The 20665-nt window shown below is 70.0% G+C and carries 17 protein-coding genes; 14 read left to right on the top strand and 3 right to left on the bottom strand.

What is annotated here, in order from left to right; translation table 11 throughout:
* Nucleotides 1–64 precede the first annotated feature (64 nt).
* Both ACFWXC_RS01530 and ACFWXC_RS01525 read right to left on the bottom strand, forming a co-directional pair.
* Nucleotides 65–2452, bottom strand: a complete 2388-nt coding sequence (locus ACFWXC_RS01530; protein WP_384471236.1) for an MFS transporter — start codon at nucleotides 2450–2452, stop codon at nucleotides 65–67.
* 180 nt (nucleotides 2453–2632) lie between these two features.
* Complete coding sequence (locus tag ACFWXC_RS01525; protein ID WP_352224235.1) at nucleotides 2633–3076, bottom strand: SRPBCC family protein; 444 nt, start codon at nucleotides 3074–3076, stop codon at nucleotides 2633–2635.
* Nucleotides 3077–3257: 181 nt separating this feature from the next.
* On the opposite strand from ACFWXC_RS01525, the gene ACFWXC_RS01520 reads away from it, so the two are divergent.
* From ACFWXC_RS01520 to ACFWXC_RS01505, 4 genes are all read left to right on the top strand, one after another.
* Nucleotides 3258–4298: an Rv2578c family radical SAM protein gene (locus tag ACFWXC_RS01520; protein ID WP_384471232.1), complete on the top strand. Its 1041-nt coding sequence runs from the start codon at nucleotides 3258–3260 to the stop codon at nucleotides 4296–4298.
* Between the two features lie 167 nt (nucleotides 4299–4465).
* Nucleotides 4466–6034, top strand: a complete 1569-nt coding sequence (locus ACFWXC_RS01515; RefSeq protein ID WP_384471229.1) for an alpha/beta hydrolase — start codon at nucleotides 4466–4468, stop codon at nucleotides 6032–6034.
* 56 nt (nucleotides 6035–6090) lie between these two features.
* Nucleotides 6091–6489, top strand: a complete 399-nt coding sequence (locus ACFWXC_RS01510) for a RidA family protein (RefSeq protein WP_384471226.1) — start codon at nucleotides 6091–6093, stop codon at nucleotides 6487–6489.
* A 46-nt stretch (nucleotides 6490–6535) separates the two neighbouring features.
* Nucleotides 6536–7069 carry a GNAT family N-acetyltransferase gene (locus tag ACFWXC_RS01505; protein WP_384471223.1) on the top strand — a complete coding sequence of 178 codons (534 nt, stop codon included), beginning with the start codon at nucleotides 6536–6538 and terminating at the stop codon, nucleotides 7067–7069.
* On the opposite strand, the gene ACFWXC_RS01500 is transcribed toward ACFWXC_RS01505, so the two are convergent.
* Complete coding sequence (locus tag ACFWXC_RS01500; protein ID WP_384471220.1) at nucleotides 7056–7631, bottom strand: adenylosuccinate lyase; 576 nt, start codon at nucleotides 7629–7631, stop codon at nucleotides 7056–7058. The two genes, ACFWXC_RS01505 and ACFWXC_RS01500, sit on opposite strands and share 14 nt — an antisense overlap.
* 387 nt (nucleotides 7632–8018) lie before the next feature.
* On the opposite strand from ACFWXC_RS01500, the gene ACFWXC_RS01495 reads away from it, so the two are divergent.
* The 10 genes from ACFWXC_RS01495 (at nucleotide 8019) to ACFWXC_RS01450 (ending at nucleotide 20658) form a co-directional block, all read left to right on the top strand.
* Complete coding sequence (locus ACFWXC_RS01495; protein ID WP_384471217.1) at nucleotides 8019–9824, top strand: 3-hydroxyacyl-CoA dehydrogenase family protein; 1806 nt, start codon at nucleotides 8019–8021, stop codon at nucleotides 9822–9824.
* 184 nt (nucleotides 9825–10008) lie between these two features.
* Entirely contained in the window at nucleotides 10009–10821 is an 813-nt protein-coding gene (locus ACFWXC_RS01490) for a TetR family transcriptional regulator (protein WP_384471214.1), read from the top strand.
* A gap of 584 nt (nucleotides 10822–11405) precedes the next feature.
* Nucleotides 11406–12749, top strand: a complete 1344-nt coding sequence (gene ccrA, locus ACFWXC_RS01485; RefSeq protein ID WP_351698953.1) for a crotonyl-CoA carboxylase/reductase — start codon at nucleotides 11406–11408, stop codon at nucleotides 12747–12749.
* A gap of 17 nt (nucleotides 12750–12766) precedes the next feature.
* Nucleotides 12767–14839 (top strand): protein meaA, encoded by a 2073-nt coding sequence (locus ACFWXC_RS01480; RefSeq protein ID WP_384471211.1) that lies wholly within the window; start codon nucleotides 12767–12769, stop codon nucleotides 14837–14839.
* The gene (locus ACFWXC_RS01475; RefSeq protein ID WP_384471208.1) at nucleotides 14836–15801 is read left to right on the top strand and encodes an HpcH/HpaI aldolase/citrate lyase family protein; all 966 of its coding nucleotides are present in this window, start codon (nucleotides 14836–14838) and stop codon (nucleotides 15799–15801) included. Before ACFWXC_RS01480 ends, ACFWXC_RS01475 begins: the two co-directional genes overlap by 4 nt.
* 5 nt (nucleotides 15802–15806) lie before the next feature.
* Nucleotides 15807–16319: a MaoC family dehydratase gene (locus ACFWXC_RS01470; protein ID WP_360474917.1), complete on the top strand. Its 513-nt coding sequence runs from the start codon at nucleotides 15807–15809 to the stop codon at nucleotides 16317–16319.
* A 2-nt stretch (nucleotides 16320–16321) separates the two neighbouring features.
* On the top strand, nucleotides 16322–17527 hold the full coding sequence (locus ACFWXC_RS01465; RefSeq protein ID WP_384471204.1) for an acyl-CoA dehydrogenase family protein: 1206 nt from the start codon (nucleotides 16322–16324) through the stop codon (nucleotides 17525–17527).
* Nucleotides 17528–17696: 169 nt separating this feature from the next.
* A complete protein-coding gene (locus ACFWXC_RS01460) occupies nucleotides 17697–18353 on the top strand; it encodes a phosphatidylserine decarboxylase (RefSeq protein ID WP_351698945.1) in 657 nt (218 codons plus the stop codon).
* A 22-nt stretch (nucleotides 18354–18375) separates the two neighbouring features.
* Nucleotides 18376–19200 carry a CDP-diacylglycerol--serine O-phosphatidyltransferase gene (gene pssA / locus ACFWXC_RS01455; protein WP_384471569.1) on the top strand — a complete coding sequence of 275 codons (825 nt, stop codon included), beginning with the start codon at nucleotides 18376–18378 and terminating at the stop codon, nucleotides 19198–19200.
* A gap of 231 nt (nucleotides 19201–19431) precedes the next feature.
* On the top strand, nucleotides 19432–20658 hold the full coding sequence (locus ACFWXC_RS01450) for an alpha/beta fold hydrolase (RefSeq protein ID WP_384471201.1): 1227 nt from the start codon (nucleotides 19432–19434) through the stop codon (nucleotides 20656–20658).
* Nucleotides 20659–20665: the final 7 nt, after the last annotated feature.

Genomic DNA, 20665 nt, shown 5'->3' with positions numbered 1-20665 from the left:
AGCGCGCCGACGCGCAGGTCCGCGCCCTCGCGCCCGGCCCGGCCGGTCCTCGCGCCCCCTCCGGTCAGTCCTCGTGCCCCAGTTGGAGATCGCGCTCGGTGCGGCCGCCGCCCGCGACCTGGAGCACGGTGGCGACCGGCGGGTAACCGGCGGCGATGACGGTGTACTCGCCGGAGGAGAGGTCGACGAACCGGAACGTTCCGTCGGGACCGGTGGTGAGGGTGTCCACGACGTTCCCGGCGGCGTCGAGCAGGGTCACGCGCGCGTCCTCGACGGGCCGCCCGCCCCCGGCCCGGACGGTGCCCTTCAGCACGGCGCCGCCGGCGAGTTCGACGTCCTGCCGGGTCTCCCGGGAGGCCTGGACGGTGACCGGGAGGGCGGCCGGGCGGAAGGCGGGCGCGCTGCCGGCGAGGGTGTACTCGCCGGCCACCAGCTCGGTGATGACATAGCCGCCCTCGCGTCCGCTGCGGGTGCTGGCGACGACCTCGCCCTGCACGTTGGTGAGCGTGACGGTGGCATCGCGGACGGGCGTGCCGTCGGCGGTGCGGACGGTGCCCGCGAGGCGTCCGGCACCGCCGAGGACGACGTCGAGTTCGACGGGCCGCTCGCCGACGGTCACGGTGACCGCCTGCGGCTGGTGGCCGCCTGCGGCGGCGATCAGGACGTACGCCCCGGAGCCGGGCGTGGACAGGGCGTACCGTCCGTCGTCGCCGCTGGCGCCCCGGCCGATCTGCCGGCCGACGGCGTCGATGAGGGTGAGTGCGGCGCGGGGCACCACGGTCCCGTCGGGGTGCTGCACCGTGCCGCAGACCGGGATCCCGGCGCCGGTGTACGGCGAACGAGCCTGTGGGATCGGGGCGTTCACGGGGATGGACTCGGTATCGGCGGTGTGGTGGGACACCAGCGGTTTCTCCTTGAGGAAGCAGGCGATGAGCAGGCCGAGGACGAGCAGCGGGACCAGGTAGAGGAAGATCCGTGGCATCGCGTCGGCGTAGGCGCGGATGTAGGCGTCACGCAGCGCCGGGGGCAGCGCGTGAACGAGCTGCGGGGTGAGGGACTCGGGGTCGGGCAGCCGGGCGCCGGCGTCGGCGGGGAGACGTTTGTGCAGGGCGTCGGTGAGCCGGTCGGCGAACAGGGTGCCGAAGACGGCGGCGCCGACGCTGCCGCCGATCTGCCGGAAGTAGTTGTTGGCGCTGGTGGCGGTGCCGAGGTCGGCGGGCGGTACGGAGTTCTGCACGGCGAGGATGAGCACCGGCATCACCATGCCGATGCCGGCGCCGAGCACGGCCATCCAGACGCTGTACTGCCAGCGCGGGGTGTCGACTTCGAGCCGGGAGAGGAGCCACATGCCGAGAACGGACAGCGCCCCGCCGAGCACCGGGTAGATCCGGTAGTGCCCGGTGTGGCTGATGAGCTGGCCGGCGACGATCGAGGCGCCGACGATCCCGCCCATCATGGGCAGCATCAGCAGCCCGGACTCGGTGGCCGAGGCGCCGTCGACCATCTGCAGGAAGGTCGGCAGATAGCTGGCGGCGCCGAACAGCGCGACGCCGACGACCAGTCCGACGAGTCCGGTCACGTTGAAGACGGAGTCCCGGAACAGCCGCAGCGGGATGAGGGGTTCGGCCGCGCGGTGCTCGGCGAACAGGAACAGCACGGTGGCTGCCACGGCGCCGGCCCCGAGCCCGAGGATGACCCGCGAGCCCCACGCGTACTCCGTGCCGCCCCAACTGGTCAGCAGCACCAGGCAGGTGGAGGCGGCGGCCAGCAGCAGGGTGCCCAGGACGTCGAAGCGGGCCCGGACCCGGGGTTTCGGCAGCTTCAGTACGGCGGTGATGACGGCCAGCGTGACCAGCCCGAAGGGCACGTTGACGTAGAAGCACCAGCGCCAGGAGAGGTGGTCGGTGAAGTAGCCGCCGAGCAGCGGCCCGGCGACGGAGGCGAGGCCGAAGGCGGCGCCGATCAGCCCCATGAAGCGGCCGCGCTGCCGGGGCGGCACGATGTCGGCGATGATCGCCTGGACGCCGATCATCAGCCCGCCGGCGCCGACGCCCTGCACCGCGCGGAAGGCGATCAGCTGGTCCATGCTCTGTGCCCGTCCGGCCAGCGCGGAGCCGACGACGAAGACCAGGATGGCGAACTGGAAGACGCTCTTGCGGCCGATGAGGTCGCCGAGCTTGCCGTAGACCGGGAGGCCGATGGTGGAGGTGAGCAGGTAGGCGGTGATCGCCCAGGACATCCGGTCCAGGCCGTGCAGCTCGCCGACGATCCTCGGCAGCGCGGTGGCGACGATCATCTGGTCCAGGGCGGCCAGGAGCAGGGCGAGCATCAGCCCGCAGAACACCAACCGGGTGCGGCGCGGCCCGAGTCCGGGGGCCGGGGCGGGTTCCGGCGCGGGGGCGTCGGCAGGCGCCGCGGCCGGCTCCTCGTACTGCACCAGAGTCGTTCCCACGTACCGCTCCCCTCGTCGCGCCTGCGCACAGTTGCCGCCTTATGTCCCGTAGGGCGACAACTGTGGGCAAGCACGACGAGTTACGGCACGAGGCCGACCGGCCCGGAGATCCACTCGAACCGGTGAGGGGGGTCAACACCCCCTGTTCATCCGGCGGTTACCTACCGCCGTGGAGCAGGACTACTTCTCGACCTCGGTGGCGAGCTTGCCGAGCACCTCGTCGTAGATCCGGCCGAGGCCCTTGGGGGCGAAGGTCTTCTCGAAGAAGCCGCCGATGCCTCCGGCCCCCTGCCAGGTGGTGTGGACGACGACCTTGGAGCTGCCCTCGCCGGCCGGGGTGACGCGCCAGGTGGTGACCATGGAGGAGTTGCGGTCCTTCTCGACCAGCTCGCCGTCGGTGGGCTCGCTGACCTCCAGGAGGCAGTCGCGGACACGCTTGCTGGTGGCCTGGAGCTTCCAGTGGACCAGGGTGCCCTCGCCGTCGCCGCCCTCGCGCACCTCGTACTCACTGAAGTGCTGGGGCAGCAGCTTCGCGCGCGTGCCGCTGTAGTCGGCGAGCGCGTCGAACACCGTCTCCGCGTCCGCCGCGACGACCCGCTCCGTAGTGGCCTCGACCTGCGCCATTGACTTCCTCCAGCACCTGGGTTCTCGGGGATCGGGGCAAGCCAACCACCCCGGCGCCCGGCCGCCCAAATCGGGGTGCCGGAAGCGGTCGGAAACGGTGTCCGCGCGGTCTCCACAGATCGTTCGCACGATCATGGGAACAGATGTTCTATTCTGGGCCCAGTGCTACCGAGGAGGCGTCATGCGCTGGGAGAACCTCACCGAGGAGTCCGGACACGGCCGCGCCGACACCGCGCTGTTCGGCGCGGACGCGGTGACGACCCGCACCTTCGACAGCCCCGAGTTCCGGGGGATCACGTTCCACGAGGTGCGGGCGCGGTCGATCATCAACCGGGTGCCGGGCGCCTCGCGGATGCCGTTCGAATGGACGGTGAACCCGTACCGGGGCTGCACGCACGCGTGCGTGTACTGCTTCGCGCGCAAGACGCACAGCTATCTGGACCTCGACACCGGGATCGGCTTCGACACCCAGATCGTGGTCAAGGTGAACGCCCCCGATCTGCTCCGCCGCCAGCTGGGCTCACGGCGCTGGCTGGGCGACCACATCGCGATGGGCACCAACGTCGACTGCTACCAGCGCGCGGAGGGCCGCTACCGGCTGATGCCGGGGATCATCTCCGCCCTCACCGAGCACGCGAACCCGTTCTCGATCCTGACCAAGGGCACCCTGATCCTGCGCGACCTCGATCTGCTGCGCCGGGCCGCGGACGTCACGGACGTCGGCATCTCGGTCTCGGTCGGCTTCGTGGACCCCGAGCTGTGGCGCACCGTGGAGCCGGGCACCCCGGCCCCCGAGCGCCGCCTGGACGCCGTGCGGGCCCTCACCGAGGCCGGTATCGGGTGCGGGGTCCTGATGGCGCCCGTGATCCCCTTCCTGGGCGACCACCCGGCCCAACTGCGGGCCACCGTGCGGGCGATCGCGGCCGCCGGGGCCACCTCCGTGACCCCGCTGGTGCTGCACTTGCGCCCCGGCGCCCGCGAGTGGTTCATGAGCTGGCTCGCGGCCCACCACCCGCACCTCGTCCGGCGCTACGAGCGGCTGTACGCGGAGGGCGCCTACGCGCCCAAGTGGTACCAGCGCCGGATCACCCGTCAGGTGCACGAGCTGGCCGAGGAGTACGGCATCGGGCCGAACCGCGCCGCCACCCCCCGCCGGATGCCGGTGCCGACGGCGGAGGAGGAGCCCGCGCTGCCGGAGCCGACACAACTCACGCTGCTCTGAGAGCGTTCGCGACCGAGGCGTTCACAGCTGAGAGCGTTCGAGCGCAACCCTCGGCCCAATTGGGTCAATAATCGTCAGAATAGGTTCTTCCGGGTGCTGTTCCCGGGACGATGCGGCGAGGACCGTGACACGTGCGGTCCGCGACACCTCCGTCCTGGGAGGACCCCATGCGAACACGCGCAGCCGTGCTGTGCGCCGCCGCCGCTGTCGTGGCCGGGTCGTTCACCGCCCTGCCCGCGAGCGCCACCGCCCGAGCCGCCGTCCAGGCACCCTCGGTGAGCTGGAAGAAGTGCGGCACCACCGACTATCCGACGCTGCAGTGCGGCACCGTCAAGGCGCCCCTCGACCACCGGAACCCGGGCGGGAAGCAGATCACGCTCGCCCTCTCCCGCATCCCGCACACCGCGTCCACGTACCAGGGGCCGCTGCTGGTCAACCCCGGCGGCCCCGGCGGCAGCGGGCTGAGCCTCGCGGGCTTCGTCGCCTCCACGCTGCCGAAAAAGGTGGCGGCCCAGTACGACGTCATCGGCTTCGACCCGCGTGGCGTCGGCAAGAGCAGCCCGGCGATCGACTGCGCGCCCGGCTACTTCGACCCGGTGCGCCCCGACTCGGTGCCGGCCACGCCCGCCCTGGAACAGGCGAACCTCAAGCGCGTGCAGTCCTTCGCGGCGGCCTGCGGCAAGAAGTACGCGAGCCTGCTGCCGTACCTCGACACGGTCAGCGCCGCACAGGACATGGACTCCGTCCGCCAGGCCCTCGGCTCCGAGCGGATCAGCTACTTCGGCTACTCGTACGGCACCTACCTGGGCGCCGTGTACGCGAAGCTGCACCCGGAGCGGATCCGCCGCCTGGTCCTGGACTCGATCGTGGACCCGACGGGTGTCTGGTACGACGACAACCTGGGCCAGGACTACGCGTTCAACGACCGCCACCGCGCCCTGATGGCGTGGATCGCGAAGTACGACGCCACCTACAAGCTCGGCACCGACCCGAAGCAGGTCGAGGCCAAGTGGTATGCCATGCGGGCGGCACTGGCGAAGAAGCCGGCGGGCGGCAAGGTGGGCGCCGCCGAGTTGGAGGACACCTTCATCCCGGGCGGCTACTACAACGGCTACTGGCCCTACCTGGCGGAGGCGTTCTCGGCCTACGTCCACGGCAAGAAGACGGCGGCACTGGTCGAGGCGTACCAGAACTTCGCCGCCGTCGACGCCTCGGGTGAGAACGGCTACAGCGTCTACGCGGCCGTCCAGTGCCGGGACGTCTCCTGGCCGCGGGACTGGAACCAGTGGCGCAAGGACAACTGGGCGGCCTACGAGAAGGCGCCGTTCATGGTCTGGAACAACGCCTGGTACAACGCGGCGTGCACCTCCTGGCCGACGTCCGCCCTGAAGCCGCCGGACATCGCCAACGGCAAACTCCCGCCGGCCCTCCTCTTCCAGGCCACGGACGACGCGGCCACGCCCTACCAGGGCGGCGTCACGGCCCACCGCCTGCTGGCCGGCTCCAGCCTGGTCGTCGAGCAGGGCGGCGGCAACCACGGCATCACCCTGAGCGGCAACACCTGCCTGGACGACTACCTCGCCGCCTATCTGACCGACGGCAAGGTCCCGCACGGCGACGGCACCGCCGACGCGGTCTGCCGGAAGACCCCGGACCCGAAGCCCCTGAGCACGAAGGCCGCGTCGACGTCGTCCCGCGGCTCGACCCTGCACGGGCTGCTGGGCTTCCGCGGCTGAACCGGTCCTGACGGCCCGTCGGGGGCGTTGTCGGACCCATGGTCCACCATGGACGCATGACTGACCCGACCCGCATCACCGCCCCCGACGGCGTCGCCCCGGCCGCCCAGTACAGCCATGTGGTGGCGGCCACCGGCCGGTTCGTCGCCGTCTCCGGCCAGCTGCCGCTGGACGAGGAGGGCAGGCTCGTCGGCGAGGGCGACCCGGCCGCCCAGGCCCGCCAGGTCTTCGAGAACCTGCGCCGCTGCCTGGCGGCCGCCGGCGCCGGCTTCGACGACGTCGTCAAGCTCACCTACTTCGTCACGGACATGGCCCATCTGCCGGCCGTCCGCGAGGCGCGCGCCGCCCACATACCCGACGACCGCCTCCCGGCGTCGTCCGCGATCCAGGTGGCCGCACTCGTCGCGCCCCAGTTCCTGATGGAGATCGAGGCCCTCGCGGTGGTGGCGGACTGAGCGAAATCCCGGGCGGCCCGGACCGTCGGCTTCCTAAGGTGCCGTCATGACCGACGACTCCCTCCGCATCCGACCGATGGCCCTCGACGACTGCGACCGTGTCTCGGAGATACGCGTCCGGGGCTGGCAGTACGCCTACCGGGGGCTCATGCCGCAGCCGTTCCTGGACGGGCTCAGTGTCGAGCGGGACGCCGAGCGCCGGCGGGCCCGGTTCCGGGACGGCGAGGACGGGGTGACGGACCTGGTCGCCGAGCTGGGCGGCAAGATAGTCGGCTGGGCGGCGCACGGGCCGTACCGGGACGGGGAAGTACGCACCGGCGACGCCGAGTTGTACGCGATCTACCTCGACCCGGCGCATGTCGGGACCGGGGCCGGGCGGCGGCTCCTGGAGACGGTGCTCAGGCAGTGCGCCCGGCAGGCGCGCGTGTACCTGTGGGTACTGAAGGGGAACGCGCGCGCCCGGCGGTTCTACGAGACGGCGGGCTTCCGGCCCGACGGCACCGAGGAGCCGTACGAGGTCGACGGGGTGCCCGTGCCCGAGGTGCGGTACGTCAGGGACCGCGACCTCACCTCGGCCTAGGGATGTGGGACAGGGCCTGGACCGCGGCCTCGGCGAGGGTGGGGTGGGCCAGCGCCTCGCTCAGGACGCGGCGGGCCCGGGTGTCGCCCAGGGTGCCGAGGCCCTCCACACAGGCGAGGGCGACCTTGCGGTAGGGGTCGTGGGGACGCAGTCGGCGCTCCAGGGTGGTGATGAGGGCCGGCACGGACTCCGGGGCGCGGAGCACGACCAGGAGACGGACCGGGTGCAGGGCGTAGGCGACCCGGAGTTCGTTGGTGGCGAGGGCGGCGGCCGCGCGGGCGGTGCGCGGGTCCTCCAGGCGGGCGAGGGCGTGCGCGGCGGAGGCGCAGCGGGGTGGGTCACGGTGGTTCAAAAGGAGGACCAGGGTTTCGAAGGCGCGCCGGTCGCCGGCCGTCCCCAGGCGGTACGCCGCCAACTCCCTGGCCCACAGGGGCTGTCCGGCGGCGGTGAGCACCTCCGCCAACTCGTCGTGGTCCTCGGTGGCCAGGAGCCGGTCGTAGGCGGCCGTTCCCTGCGACTCCTGGCGCAGACGCTCCGTGAGTGATCGCAACTCTTCGTCCACGAAGCCCAGCGTAGAGGGGTTGCGGGAGCCGAGGGACGTACATCACAAAGTCGGGGGGCTGGCGCGCTCGTTACCCGCCGGTTAAGCTCAATCGAGCGAGTCACCCACTCGCACTAACGCTCACTCCGGTTTGGTGACGCAGCCGTCGTGAGCATCAGGTTCGGTACCTCGTACCGTACGTACGACTCGGCTCCGGGACAGGGCCGGTCGGGATCAGCCGCTCCCAGGCGTGTGCACGCCTGTGGTGACGGCACCGGGCGTGTGCGCCAGTAGCCCGGTAACACCCGCATTCACGCAGCTCTCACGCAGCTCTTTCCGCACCCGGTGCGCCCCTTCGGCGCACCCGGGGGCGTTTCCAGTCGTCACCCTCATTCCTGGAGTCCCGCGATGGCCACTCCCCAGTCCGACCCCTCCCTGTCCCCGCTCAGGACCGTCGCCGTCGTCGGCCTCGGCACCATGGGCACCGGTATCACCGAGGTCCTCGCGAAGGCCGGCCGCGAGGTGATCGGCATCGACGTCAGCGAGGCCCAGGCCGCCGGCTCCCTCGCCGCCCTGGAGGCCTCCACGGCCCGTGCCGTGGCCCGTGGCCGGCTGACCGAGCAGGAGCGCACCGACGTCCTCGCCCGGGTCCGCACCGGCACCGACCTCACGGCCGCGGCCGGCGCCGACCTCGTCATCGAGGTGGTCCCGGAGTCGTACGACATCAAGCACCAGATCTTCCGCGAGCTGGACGGCATCGTCCGCCCCGGGACGATCCTGGCCACCGGTACCAACGCGCTCTCCGTGACGCGGCTGGCCGCCGACTCGGCCCGTCCCGAGCGCGTCCTCGGCCTGCACTTCTTCAACCCGGCCCCGGCGATGAAGCTGGTCGAGGTCGTCTCCTCGGTGCTCACCGCCCCCAGTGCGGTCGCCGCGGTCACCGACCTCGCGCTGGAACTGGGCAAGGAGCCGGTCGCGGTCGGCGACCGCCCCGGGTTCGTCGCGGACGGGCTGCTGTTCGGCTACCTCAACCAGGCCGCCGCGATGTACGAGGCGAAGTACGCCTCCCGCGAGGACATCGACGCGGCCATGCGGCTCGGCTGCGGCCTGCCGATGGGCCCGCTCGCCCTGCTCGACCTGATCGGCATCGACACCGCGCGTACCGTCCTGGAGGCCATGTACGCCGAGTCCCGCGACCGGCTGCACGCCCCGGCCCCCGTCCTCAAGCAGCTCAGCGAGGCGGGCCTGACCGGCCGCAAGTCCGGGCGCGGTTTCTACACCTACGAGGCCCCGGGCAGCGCCACCGTCGTCCGGGACGCGCACACCCCGCTGGAGGGCGCCGCCCTCACCCCCGGCCGTACGGTCCGCTCGGTCGGGGTGGCCGGCTCCGGCACCATGGCCTCCGGTATCGCCGAGGTCTTCGCCAAGGCCGGCTACCAGGTCGTCCTCGCCGCCCGCAGCGAGGACAAGGCCCAGGCGGCCAAGGCCAGGATCGGCAAGTCCCTGGACCGCTCCGTCGGCAAGGGGCGGATGACCGCCGAGGCCGCGGCGGGGACCCTGGACCTGATCACCGCGGCGGGTTCGTACGACGCCTTCGCCGACGTCGACCTGGCCGTCGAGGCGGTCGCCGAGGACCTGGAGATCAAGCAGCAGCTGTTCGCGACGCTGGACAAGGTCTGCAAGCCCGGCGCGGTCCTGGCCACCACGACCTCCTCGCTCCCGGTCGTGGCCTGCGCCCGGGCCACCTCGCGTCCCCAGGACGTGATCGGCATGCACTTCTTCAACCCGGCGCCGGCCATGAAGCTGGTCGAGGTCGTCCGTACCGTGCTGACCGCCGAGGACGTCCACGCGACCGTCCGCGAGGTCTGCGCGAACATCAGGAAGCACGCCGTCGACTGCGGTGACCGGGCCGGGTTCATCGTGAACGCGCTGCTGTTCCCGTACCTCAACAACGCGATCAAGATGGTCGAGGAGCACTACGCCTCGCTGGACGACATCGACGCGGCGATGAAGCTCGGCGGCGGTTACCCGATGGGCCCGTTCGAGCTGCTGGACGTGGTCGGCCTGGACGTCTCGCTCGCGATCGAAAAGGTCCTGCACCGGGAGTTCCGCGACCCCGGCCTCGCGCCCTCGCCCCTCCTTGAGCATCTGGTGGCCGCGGGCTGCCTCGGCCGCAAGACCGGCCGTGGCTTCCGCGAATATGCCCGCCGCTGAGGGCCTCGGCGACTGGTTCCGGGACGAGCGGGAGTGGGGCGGGCTGCTCGACCCGGGCGGCCGCCCCCCGCCCATCCGGCACAGCCCTCCCCCGCCCGCCCCGTCCGGCGGTCCCCCGCCCCGCACGGGCGGGGGAAACCCCGGACATGCCCATCAAGCTGCGCACATGCAGTACGTTCGGGTCATGCCCCAGTCCGCCAGGTCCTCACGTACACCAGCCACGCCCGACGCGCCGGAAAGTGCCGCCGGCAGTCGCGCGGCCGCCCAGCGGCTCAAGATGCGCCGAGAACTGGCGGCTGCCGCGATGGAGCTGTTCGCGACCAAGGGGTACGAGGCGACCACCGTCGACGAGATCGCGGCCGCGGCCGGGGTCGCCCGACGCACCTTCTTCCGCCACTTCCGCTCCAAGGAAGAGGCGATCTTCCCGGACCACGACGACACACTGATCCGCGCGGAGGCCGTGCTCAACGCGGCCCCGGCGCACGAGCACCCACTCGACACCGTGTGCCGTGGCATCAAGGAAGTCATGAAGATGTACGCGGCCCGGCCGGACATCTCGGTCGCCCGCTACAAGCTCACCCGCGAGGTGCCCACCCTCCGTGAGGCCGAGATCGCCTCGGTGGCCCGCTACGAGCGCCTCTTCACCCGCTATCTCCTCGGCCATTTCGATGAGCACGCGCACGCGGACGACGCGAACGACGACCCGCTGCTGGCCGAGGTCGCCGCGTCGGCGGTGGTCACCGCCCACAACCATGTCCTGCGGCGCTGGCTGCGGGCCGGCGGGCAGGGCGACGTGGAGGCGCAGCTCGACCACGCCTTCGCGATCGTGCGGAAGACGTTCGGGACGGGGATCGGGGCGGGACGGGAGACCGCACCCCGGCCGGCCACGACGGCGTCGGTGGCCTCGCAGGGCGAGGTACTGGTGACGGTGGCCCGGACGGACGCGCCGCTGGACGAGGTCATGCGCACGATCGAGCAGGCGCTGAAGGAGCGTTGAGCACCCAGGGGGTGCCGCGATGTTCCGTCTCGCGCGTGCGGCATCGTCGTGACTGGTCGCGCCCACGCGGCGGAGCAGCGGATCGACACAGCCTCGCGCCCCTCTCGGGCGCGTCAGCGCCTGGCCGGTGAGAATCCCGCCGCCGGCCATGAGGAGGCGTTCTCCGTAACCCGGCCGGCCCCTGGGGCCGGTTCCAGCTACCGCAGGCGATGGCACTGCGTGCCGGGTGACGGCTCCGACATCGGGACGACCCCCGCAAGTCGGCACACCTTGGCCTACCCGTCAGTAGCTTTGATCGATCATCGCTCATTTGTTACGTAAAGATTTCATCTGAGAGCAAGTTCTGGCACTCAGTGCCTTGCCACCTGACACGCGGTGTCATACGTTGTTGGTGTCCGGCCTGTCCCGGTGAGCCCACCAGCCCGCCCGCCGGACGCCTGCGTCACAGGCAACCTCCCGCGCCACAAAGCGCTGCCGAAGCACCACCCACGCCGAACCGACGGCACCTTCCCCAAACCCTCAGCAGCACCGACGAACCCTCAGCGCCCCCTCCCTCAGGGGCGCACACCGCCGGAGGCAACACCGTGACCACTCAGGCCATTCTCGACGCGATCCAGTCGCCGGACTCGACGCCGGCCGACTTCGCCGCCCTGCCCCTCCCGGAGTCGTACCGCGCGATCACCGTGCACAAGGACGAGACGGAGATGTTCGCGGGCCTGGAGACCCGCGACAAGGACCCGCGCAAGTCCACCCACCTCGACGAGGTGGCCCTGCCCGAGCTGGGCCCGGGCGAGGCCCTGGTGGCCGTCATGGCATCGAGCGTCAACTACAACTCGGTCTGGACCTCGATCTTCGAGCCGCTGTCGACCTTCGGGTTCCTGGAGCGCTACGGCAGGCTCTCCGAGCTGACCAAGCGGCACGACCTGCCGTACCACATCATCGGCTCCGACCTCGCGGGCGTGGTCCTGCGCACCGGCCCGGGCGTCAACGCCTGGAAGCCCGGTGACGAGGTCGTCGCGCACTGCCTGAGCGTGGAGCTGGAGTCGTCCGACGGCCACAACGACACCATGCTCGACCCGGAGCAGCGCATCTGGGGCTTCGAGACCAACTTCGGCGGCCTCGCCGAGATCGCGCTGGTCAAGTCCAACCAGCTGATGCCGAAGCCGAACCACCTGAGCTGGGAGGAGGCCGCCGCCCCGGGTCTGGTCAACTCCACCGCCTACCGGCAGCTGGTCTCCCGCAACGGCGCCGGCATGAAGCAGGGCGACAACGTGCTCATCTGGGGCGCGAGCGGCGGACTCGGCTCCTACGCCACCCAGTTCGCGCTGGCCGGCGGGGCCAACCCGATCTGTGTCGTGTCCTCGCCGCAGAAGGCGGAGATCTGCCGGTCGATGGGCGCCGAGGCGATCATCGACCGCAACGCCGAGGACTACAAGTTCTGGAAGAACGAGCACGAGCAGGACCCGAAGGAGTGGAAGCGTTTCGGCAAGCGCATCCGCGAGCTCACCGGCGGCGAGGACGTCGACATCGTCTTCGAGCACCCGGGCCGCGAGACCTTCGGCGCCTCGGTCTACGTCACCCGCAAGGGCGGCACGATCGTCACCTGCGCCTCCACCTCGGGCTACAACCACGAGTACGACAACCGCTACCTGTGGATGTCCCTGAAGCGGATCATCGGCTCGCACTTCGCCAACTACCGCGAGGCCTGGGAGGCCAACCGGCTGATCGCGAAGGGCAAGATCCACCCGACGCTGTCGAAGGTCTACTCCCTGGAGGAGACCGGCCAGGCCGCCTACGACGTGCACCGCAACCTCCATCAGGGCAAGGTCGGCGTCCTCTGCCTCGCCCCCGAGGAGGGCCTGGGCGTGCGCGACGAGGAGATGCGCGCCAAGCACCTCGACGCCATCAACCGCTTCCGCAACATCTGAGACACCCGAGGTCATAGATGACTGAGCGTCAGATCGCCGACGGCGGGCGGGGTTCCGTGCCGCAGGCGCCGAGGGAGAAGGACCGGCCGTGGCTCATGCGCACGTATGCCGGGCACTCCACGGCCGAGGCGTCCAACGAGCTGTACCGGCGCAACCTCGACAAGGGCCAGACCGGCCTGTCGGTGGCGTTCGACCTGCCGACGCAGACCGGCTACGACCCCGACCACATCCTCGCCCGCGGCGAGGTCGGCCGGGTGGGCGTACCCGTCTCGCACCTCGGTGACATGCGCCGGCTGTTCCAGGACATCCCCCTGGAGCAGATGAACACCTCGATGACGATCAACGCCACCGCCATGTGGCTGCTGGCGCTCTACCAGGTCGTCGCCGAGGAGCAGGGTGCGGACATCACCCAGCTCCAGGGCACGACCCAGAACGACATCGTCAAGGAGTACCTGTCCCGGGGGACGCATGTCTTCCCGCCGGGTCCCTCGCTCCGGCTGACGACGGACATGATCGCGTACACGGTCTCCCACATGCCGAAGTGGAACCCGATCAACATCTGCAGCTACCACCTGCAGGAGGCGGGCGCCACCCCGGTCCAGGAGATCGCGTACGCGATGTCCACCGCCGTCGCCGTCCTCGACGCCGTCCGCGACAGCGGCCAGGTGCCGCAGGAGCGCATGGGCGATGTCGTCGCCCGCATCTCCTTCTTCGTGAACGCGGGCGTCCGGTTCGTCGAGGAGATGTGCAAGATGCGGGCGTTCGGCCGCATCTGGGACAAGGTCACCCGCGAGCGGTACGGCATCGAGAACCCCAAGCAGCGGCGCTTCCGGTACGGCGTCCAGGTCAACTCGCTGGGGCTGACCGAGGCGCAGCCGGAGAACAACGTCCAGCGGATCGTCCTGGAGATGCTCGCCGTGACGCTGTCGAAGGACGCCCGCGCGCGTGCCGTGCAGCTGCCCGCCTGGAACGAGGCGCTGGGCCTGCCCCGGCCCTGGGACCAGCAGTGGTCGCTGCGCATCCAGCAGGTGCTCGCCCACGAGAGCGACCTGCTGGAGTACGAGGACATCTTCGAGGGCTCGCACGTCATCGAGGCGAAGGTCGCCCAGCTGGTCGAGGACTCCCTCGCCGAGATGGGCCGGATCCAGGAGATGGGCGGCGCGATGGCCGCAGTCGAGTCCGGCTATCTCAAGTCGCAGCTGGTCGCCTCGCACGCGGAGCGCCGGGGCCGGATCGAGTCCGGGCGGGAGAAGATCGTCGGCGTCAACATCTTCGAGACGACCGAGCCCAACCCGCTCACCGCCGACCTGGACACCGCGATCCAGACGGTCGACCCGGCGGTCGAGGCCCGGGTGGTGGCGGCGATCGGCCGCTGGCGCGACACGCGCTACCAGCCGCCGTTCAACCACCCGCGGCCCTGCAAGGCGCTGGAGCGGCTGAAGGAGGCCGCCAAGGGCACCGGCAACCTCATGGAGGTCACCCTGGAGTGCGCCCGCGCCGGGGTCACGACCGGCGAGTGGGCGGGCGCGCTGCGGGAGGTGTTCGGCGAGTTCCGGGCGCCTACCGGCGTCTCCTCCGCTCCCGTCGCCGTCCCCGTCGAGGCGGGCTCGGCGCTGGCCGAGGTGCGGGCGAAGGTGGACGCCACCGCCCGTGACCTGGGCAGCGGCAAGCTCCGCTTCCTGGTCGGCAAGCCGGGTCTTGACGGACACTCCAACGGCGCCGAGCAGATCGCCGTGCGGGCCAGGGACGCCGGCTTCGAAGTGGTGTACCAGGGAATCCGGCTGACGCCCGAGCAGATCGTGGACGCGGCCCTGGCCGAGGACGTGCACGCGGTGGGCCTGTCGATCCTGTCCGGCTCGCACGCCCAGCTGGTCCCGGACGTCCTGGAACGACTCCGTGTGGCCGGTGCCACAGATATACCCGTCATCGCCGGTGGCATCATCCCGAATGGTGACGCCGAGCAGCTCAGGGAAGCCGGAGTGGCCGCGGTCTTCACCCCGAAGGACTTCGACATCACCGGAATCATCGGCCGCATCGTCGACGAGATCCGGAAAGCGAACAAGCTCGACCCCCTGGAGGTCCCCGCATGACCACGCCCGTCAACCGGCTCCGCCCGCGGCGCTCCTGCCTGGCCGTGCCCGGCTCGAACCCCCGCTTCCTGGAGAAGGCCCAGGGTCTCCCGGCGGACCAGGTCTTCCTGGACCTGGAGGACGCGTGCGCGCCGCTCGCCAAGCCCGAGGCGCGGCACACCATCGTGAAGTTCCTCAACGAGGGTGACTGGACGGGCAAGACGCGGGTGGTGCGCGTCAACGACTGGACGACCGAGTGGACGTACCGCGACGTCGTCACGGTCGTCGAGGGCGCCGGCCAGAACCTCGACTGCATCATGCTGCCGAAGGTGCAGACGGCCCAGCAGGTCGTCGCGCTGGACCTGCTCCTCACCCAGATCGAGAAGACCATGGGCTTCGAGGTCGGCAAGATCGGCATCGAGGCGCAGATCGAGAACGCGCAGGGCCTCAACAACGTCAACGAGATCGCCACCGCGTCCCAGCGTGTCGAGACCATCATCTTCGGCCCGGCCGATTTCATGGCATCCATCAACATGAAGTCGCTGGTCGTGGGCGAGCAGCCGCCCGGCTACCCGGCGGACGCCTACCACTACATCCTGATGAAGATCCTGATGGCCGCCCGCGCCAACAACCTCCAGGCGATCGACGGCCCCTACCTCCAGATCCGCAACGTGGAGGGCTACCGCGAGGTCGCCCAGCGCGCCGCGGCCCTCGGCTTCGACGGCAAGTGGGTGCTGCACCCCGGCCAGGTCGAGGCGTCCAACGAGATCTTCTCGCCGTCCCAGGAGGACTACGACCACGCCGAGCTGATCCTGGACGCGTACAACTACTACACGTCCGAGGCGGGCGGCAAGAAGGGCTCCGCGATGCTCGGCGACGAGATGATCGACGAGGCCAGCCGCAAGATGGCCCTGGTCATCTCCGGCAAGGGCCGGGCCGCCGGCATGCAGCGCACGTCGACGTTCGAGATCCCGGAGGACTGAGCGCGATGCAGTTCGGACGCACGTACGAGGAGTTCGAGGTCGGGGCGACGTACAAGCACTGGCCCGGAAAGACGGTCACGGAGTACGACGACCACCTGTTCTGTCTCCTCACCATGAACCACCACCCGCTCCACATGGACACCAACTACGCCGAGAAGACGACGGACTTCGGCAAGAACGTGGTGGTCGGGAACTACATCTACTCGCTGCTGCTCGGCATGAGCGTGCCGGACATCTCCGGCAAGGCGATCGCCAACCTGGAGATCGAGTCGCTCAAGCACGTGGCGCCGACCTTCCACGGCGACACGATCTACGGCCAGACGACCGTGCTCGACAAGTGGCCCTCGAAGTCGAAGAACGACCGCGGGATCGTCTACGTCGAGACCAAGGGCTACAAGCAGGACGGCACGCTGGTGTGCATCTTCCGCCGCAAGGTGATGGTGCCGACCGAGACGTACATCAAGGAGCGCGGCGGCGAGCAGCCGGGCCGCCCGGAGCTCAGGGAGCAGGAGAAGTAGCCATGGCCCGTCTCGCCCAGACCGCCGGTCTGACCGACGTCCAGCAGGAGATCCTCTCCACCGTCCGCGACTTCGTGGACAAGGAGATCATCCCGGTCGCCACCGAGCTGGAGCACCGCGACGAGTACCCGCAGCAGATCGTCGACGGCCTCCGGGAACTCGGCCTGTTCGGCCTGATGATCCCCGAGGAGTACGGCGGCCTGGGCGAGTCCCTCCTGACGTACGCGCTGTGCGTCGAGGAGATCGCCCGGGGCTGGATGTCCGTCTCCGGGATCATCAACACGCACTTCATCGTGGCGTACATGCTCAAGCAGCACGGCACGCAGGAGCAGAAGGACCACTTCCTGCCGCGCATGGCGGCCGGCGACATCCGGGGCGCGTTCTCGATGTCGGAGCCGGGCCTGGGCTCGGACGTGTCGGCGATCGCCTCGAAGGCGGTGAAGGACGGCGACGAGTACGTCCTGAACGGCCAGAAGATGTGGCTGACGAACGGCGGCACGTCGTCCCTCGTGGCCGTCCTCGTCCGGAGTGACGAAGGCCACCCCGAGGGCACGGCCCCCCACAAGTCGATGACGACCTTCCTGGTCGAGAAGGAGCCCGGCTTCGGAGAGGTCCGCCCCGGCCTCACCATCCCGGGCAAGATCGACAAGATGGGCTACAAGGGCGTCGACACCACCGAGCTGATCATGGACGGGCTCAGGATTCCGGCCAATCGGGTGCTGGGCGGGGCCACCGGCCGAGGTTTTTACCAAATGATGGACGGAGTCGAGGTCGGCCGCGTCAACGTGGCGGCGCGTGGCTGCGGTGTCGCGCAGCGTGCGTTCGAACTGGGTGTCCGGTACGCCCAGCAGCGTCACACTTTCGGCAAGCCGATCGCCCAGCATCAGGCCATCCAGTTCAAGCTCGCGGAGATGGCCACCAAGGTCGAGGCCGCGCATGCCATGATGGTCAACGCTGCACGCAAAAAGGACTCGGGGGAACGAAACGACCTTGAGGCCGGGATGGCGAAGTACCTCGCCTCCGAGTACTGCAAGGAGGTCGTGGAGGACGCCTTCCGGATCCACGGCGGCTACGGATTCTCCAAGGAGTACGAGATCGAACGTCTCTACCGTGAGGCGCCGATGCTGCTGATCGGCGAAGGTACCGCCGAGATCCAGAAAATGATCATCGGGCGAAGGTTGCTCGAAGAGTATCGATTCCAGGGCTGATTGTCCGGGTACGGGGTGTTTTCTTCGAGAAGAAGATCACACCCCGTCAGCGGTCTTCGGCCGCCGACTCGGCTTCCTGGCTTGCCCAGTTGCAGCCCCCGACCGGTACGATCCCGGAAAGCCGCCGTCCCCATTTCCCGCGCGGCATCATCCGCTACGAAGGTCATCCATGCCCCACAGCCAAACCTCTGCACATCGAGACAGCCTGGCCGGCGTACGCCTCGCGCGCGGAGCATCGCCGTGGCTTCTCCCGACCGTCGCCACCGCAGCCGTCAGCCTCCTCCGCGCCCGTCGCTCCGGCGCCGCGAAGGCCGTCGCCCTGCCCGCCACCGCGCTCGCGGCGGGCATGCTGTGGTTCTTCCGCGACCCCGAGCGTGAGATCGCCCAGGGCCGTGTCATCTCCCCCGCCGACGGTGTGGTGCAGAGCATCATGCCGTGGAAGGACGGCCGCACCCGCGTCGCGATCTTCATGAGCCCGCTCAACGTCCACGTCAACCGGGCGCCGCTGTCCGGCGAGGTGACGTCGGTGGAGCACATCCCCGGTGGCTTCGTTCCCGCCTTCAACAAGGAGAGCGAGAACAACGAGCGCGTAGTCTGGCATTTCGACACCGAACTCGGCGACATCGAGATGATCCAGATCGCCGGCGCGGTGGCCCGTCGCATCGTGCCCTACGTCCCGCAGGGCACGAAGGTCGAGCAGGGCGACCGCATCGGTCTGATCCGCTTCGGCTCGCGCGTCGACATCTACCTGCCCGAGGGCGTGGAGGTCGCGGTCGAGGTCGGGCAGAAGACCGTGGCTGGGGTGACTCGCATTGACCGTGATTGATCCGGAGACCCAGGCGGGCTGGGTGCCCGAGGCCGACGAGGTCGGCGACGACGAGGAGGAGATGCCGCTCTCTCTCCGCCTCTCGATAGCGGACACCCTCACGCTGGGCAACGCCACGTGCGGCTTCATGGCGGTGTACTTCACCACCACCGGCATCCTGATCCCGCACCTCACCGGGGACGACCAGTCGGCGGGCATGGCGCGGCACAGCGCCGCCACCGCGGTCATCCTCATGCTCTGCGCGGCGGTCTTCGACCTGTTCGACGGCCTCGTCGCACGCAAGCTGCGCTCCTCCCCCATGGGCGCCGAGCTGGACAACCTCTCGGACCTGATCAGCTTCGGTCTGGCCCCCGCGTACTTCGTGCTCGTCTACGGCATGGTGGCCGACGACGCGTACCAGAAGGTGGCCGCGGTCGGAGCGGTGGTCGTGCTGCTGGCGGTGGTGCTGCGGCTGGCGCGCTTCAGCTGCGTGTCGCCGCCGAACGGCATGTTCCAAGGCATGCCGTCGCCGTTCGGTGCGCTCACGGTCGTCTCGATCGTGCTGCTCGAGCTGCCTTTCTTCGCGACCCTCCTGGCGATCCTCGGCACGGCGTGGCTGATGGTGAGCCGGGTCGAGTACCCGAAGCCGCGCGGGCGTCTCGCCGGGGCGATGCTGGCCTGGATCGTCCTCTCGATGGGGCTCCTGGCGGCCTGGGCCTTCGACGCCCCCGGCGGCCAGCTCCTGCTCCAGACCGGCTGTGCGCTGCAGCTGGTGATGGGCGCGGTGATCCCGCTGTTCGCCACGGCCCGCCGGGTGAACAACATCCGCGACAACCGGCGCGAGGCACGGGCGGCGCAGCTGCCCTGAGTCTCCTGACGACGCGAAACGGGTGTGGCCCGAGCCTGCGAGGCTCGGGCCACACCCGTTTCGGCTTCAAGGGCACACGGCGTTGGCCTTTGACCGGTCAACCACCCCTGGCCAGGGCCGAGTTGCGCAGGACGAGACAAGGGAGGACGGTGGAATTGGGCTGAACTTTACGGGGATTTGTCCCCATTCGGGGATGGGGATCACTCCCCTCCTACGGATCGGAGGACAGCCATGGCCGCATTCACGCACAAGGACTACTCGGTCCCGCACGTCTCGAAGCTTCCGGCGAACGAGGGCGACACCGTGAAGCTCTTCGTCCGGGAGTACGACGGCACCCAGGGCAACCAGCCCCGCGAACCGGTGCTGATGCTCCACGGCAGGAGCGTGCCGGTCCTCGCCGGGTACGACCTGACGGTCCCCGGGTCCGCCATCGACTACAACTGGGCACAGGACCTGGCCAAGCACCACTTCGACGTCTTCATGATGGACCTCCAGGGCAACGGACGGTCGCCACGCCCGAAGATGGACGAGCCCCGCAACGCCAACCCGGCGCAGCGGAGCGTCCTGTCGCCCAATCCGCTGTCGCCCCCGTACACCGGGCCACCGCTGTACCCACACCAGCTGAGCAACACCGACAGCGAATGTGCCGAGCTGGCCACCGTGGTCGACTTCATCAGGTCGCTGCCCGGCAGGAACAAGCCGATGGACTTCATCGGCTGGTCCGCCGCGGCGCCATCCATGGGGCCGTACACCCTCCAGCACCCCGAGATGGTCAAGAGCCTGTTCCTGCTCGCCCCCATCTTCCCGCCTGCGGGGCGGTGGTCGGGCGACCCCGCGGACCCCTTCGCCCTTCCGGCGGGCACCTCGCTGCCGGTCTCCGACCCGCCCACGCTGTACGGCTTCCCCATGTTCGTCAGCGACAAGAAGAGCTTCGTGGACGCATGGGCCAAGGAGCAGGGCAACCCACCCCAACGGGAGCCCGGCATGGGGGACGCGGCATGGGCCGCCATGATGGCGAACGACCCCGTCGGCAGCAAATGGGGACGGGAGCTGTCACCCGGCGTGTACGAGGGCATCCACCGGTTCCGGAACCTCTACTCCTGGGGCTGGACCAACGAGACGGTGCCCTACCAGGACGCGTTGGGCAACTACGTCCTCGGTGACCGGGTTCCGGTCGCCATCGTCTACGGAGAACTGGACAAGACGGCCAACACCCAGCCGAACGTCCCGGTTCCCCCGCCCCTGCGCTTCTCCGTGCCGGCCCTCTACAAGGCCATCGGGGGGCCCGAGAAGCTGATGTTCCAGCTGGAGGGTGCGGGACACTCCGTAGTCTGGGAGCGCCCCGCCGAGATCGTGCACGACATCGCGTTCCAGTGGCTCCACAACAAGCACAAGGTGTGGGGCCTCACGAGCGGCAGCTACTACCGTGACTCAACGGGCGCCCTGACGCCGGTCTAGGCCGCCC

The organism is Streptomyces sp. NPDC058683 (genome assembly GCF_042716195.1).
Classification (GTDB): Bacteria; Actinomycetota; Actinomycetes; order Streptomycetales; family Streptomycetaceae; genus Streptomyces.
This window is presented reverse-complemented; position numbering and strand designations above follow the sequence as displayed.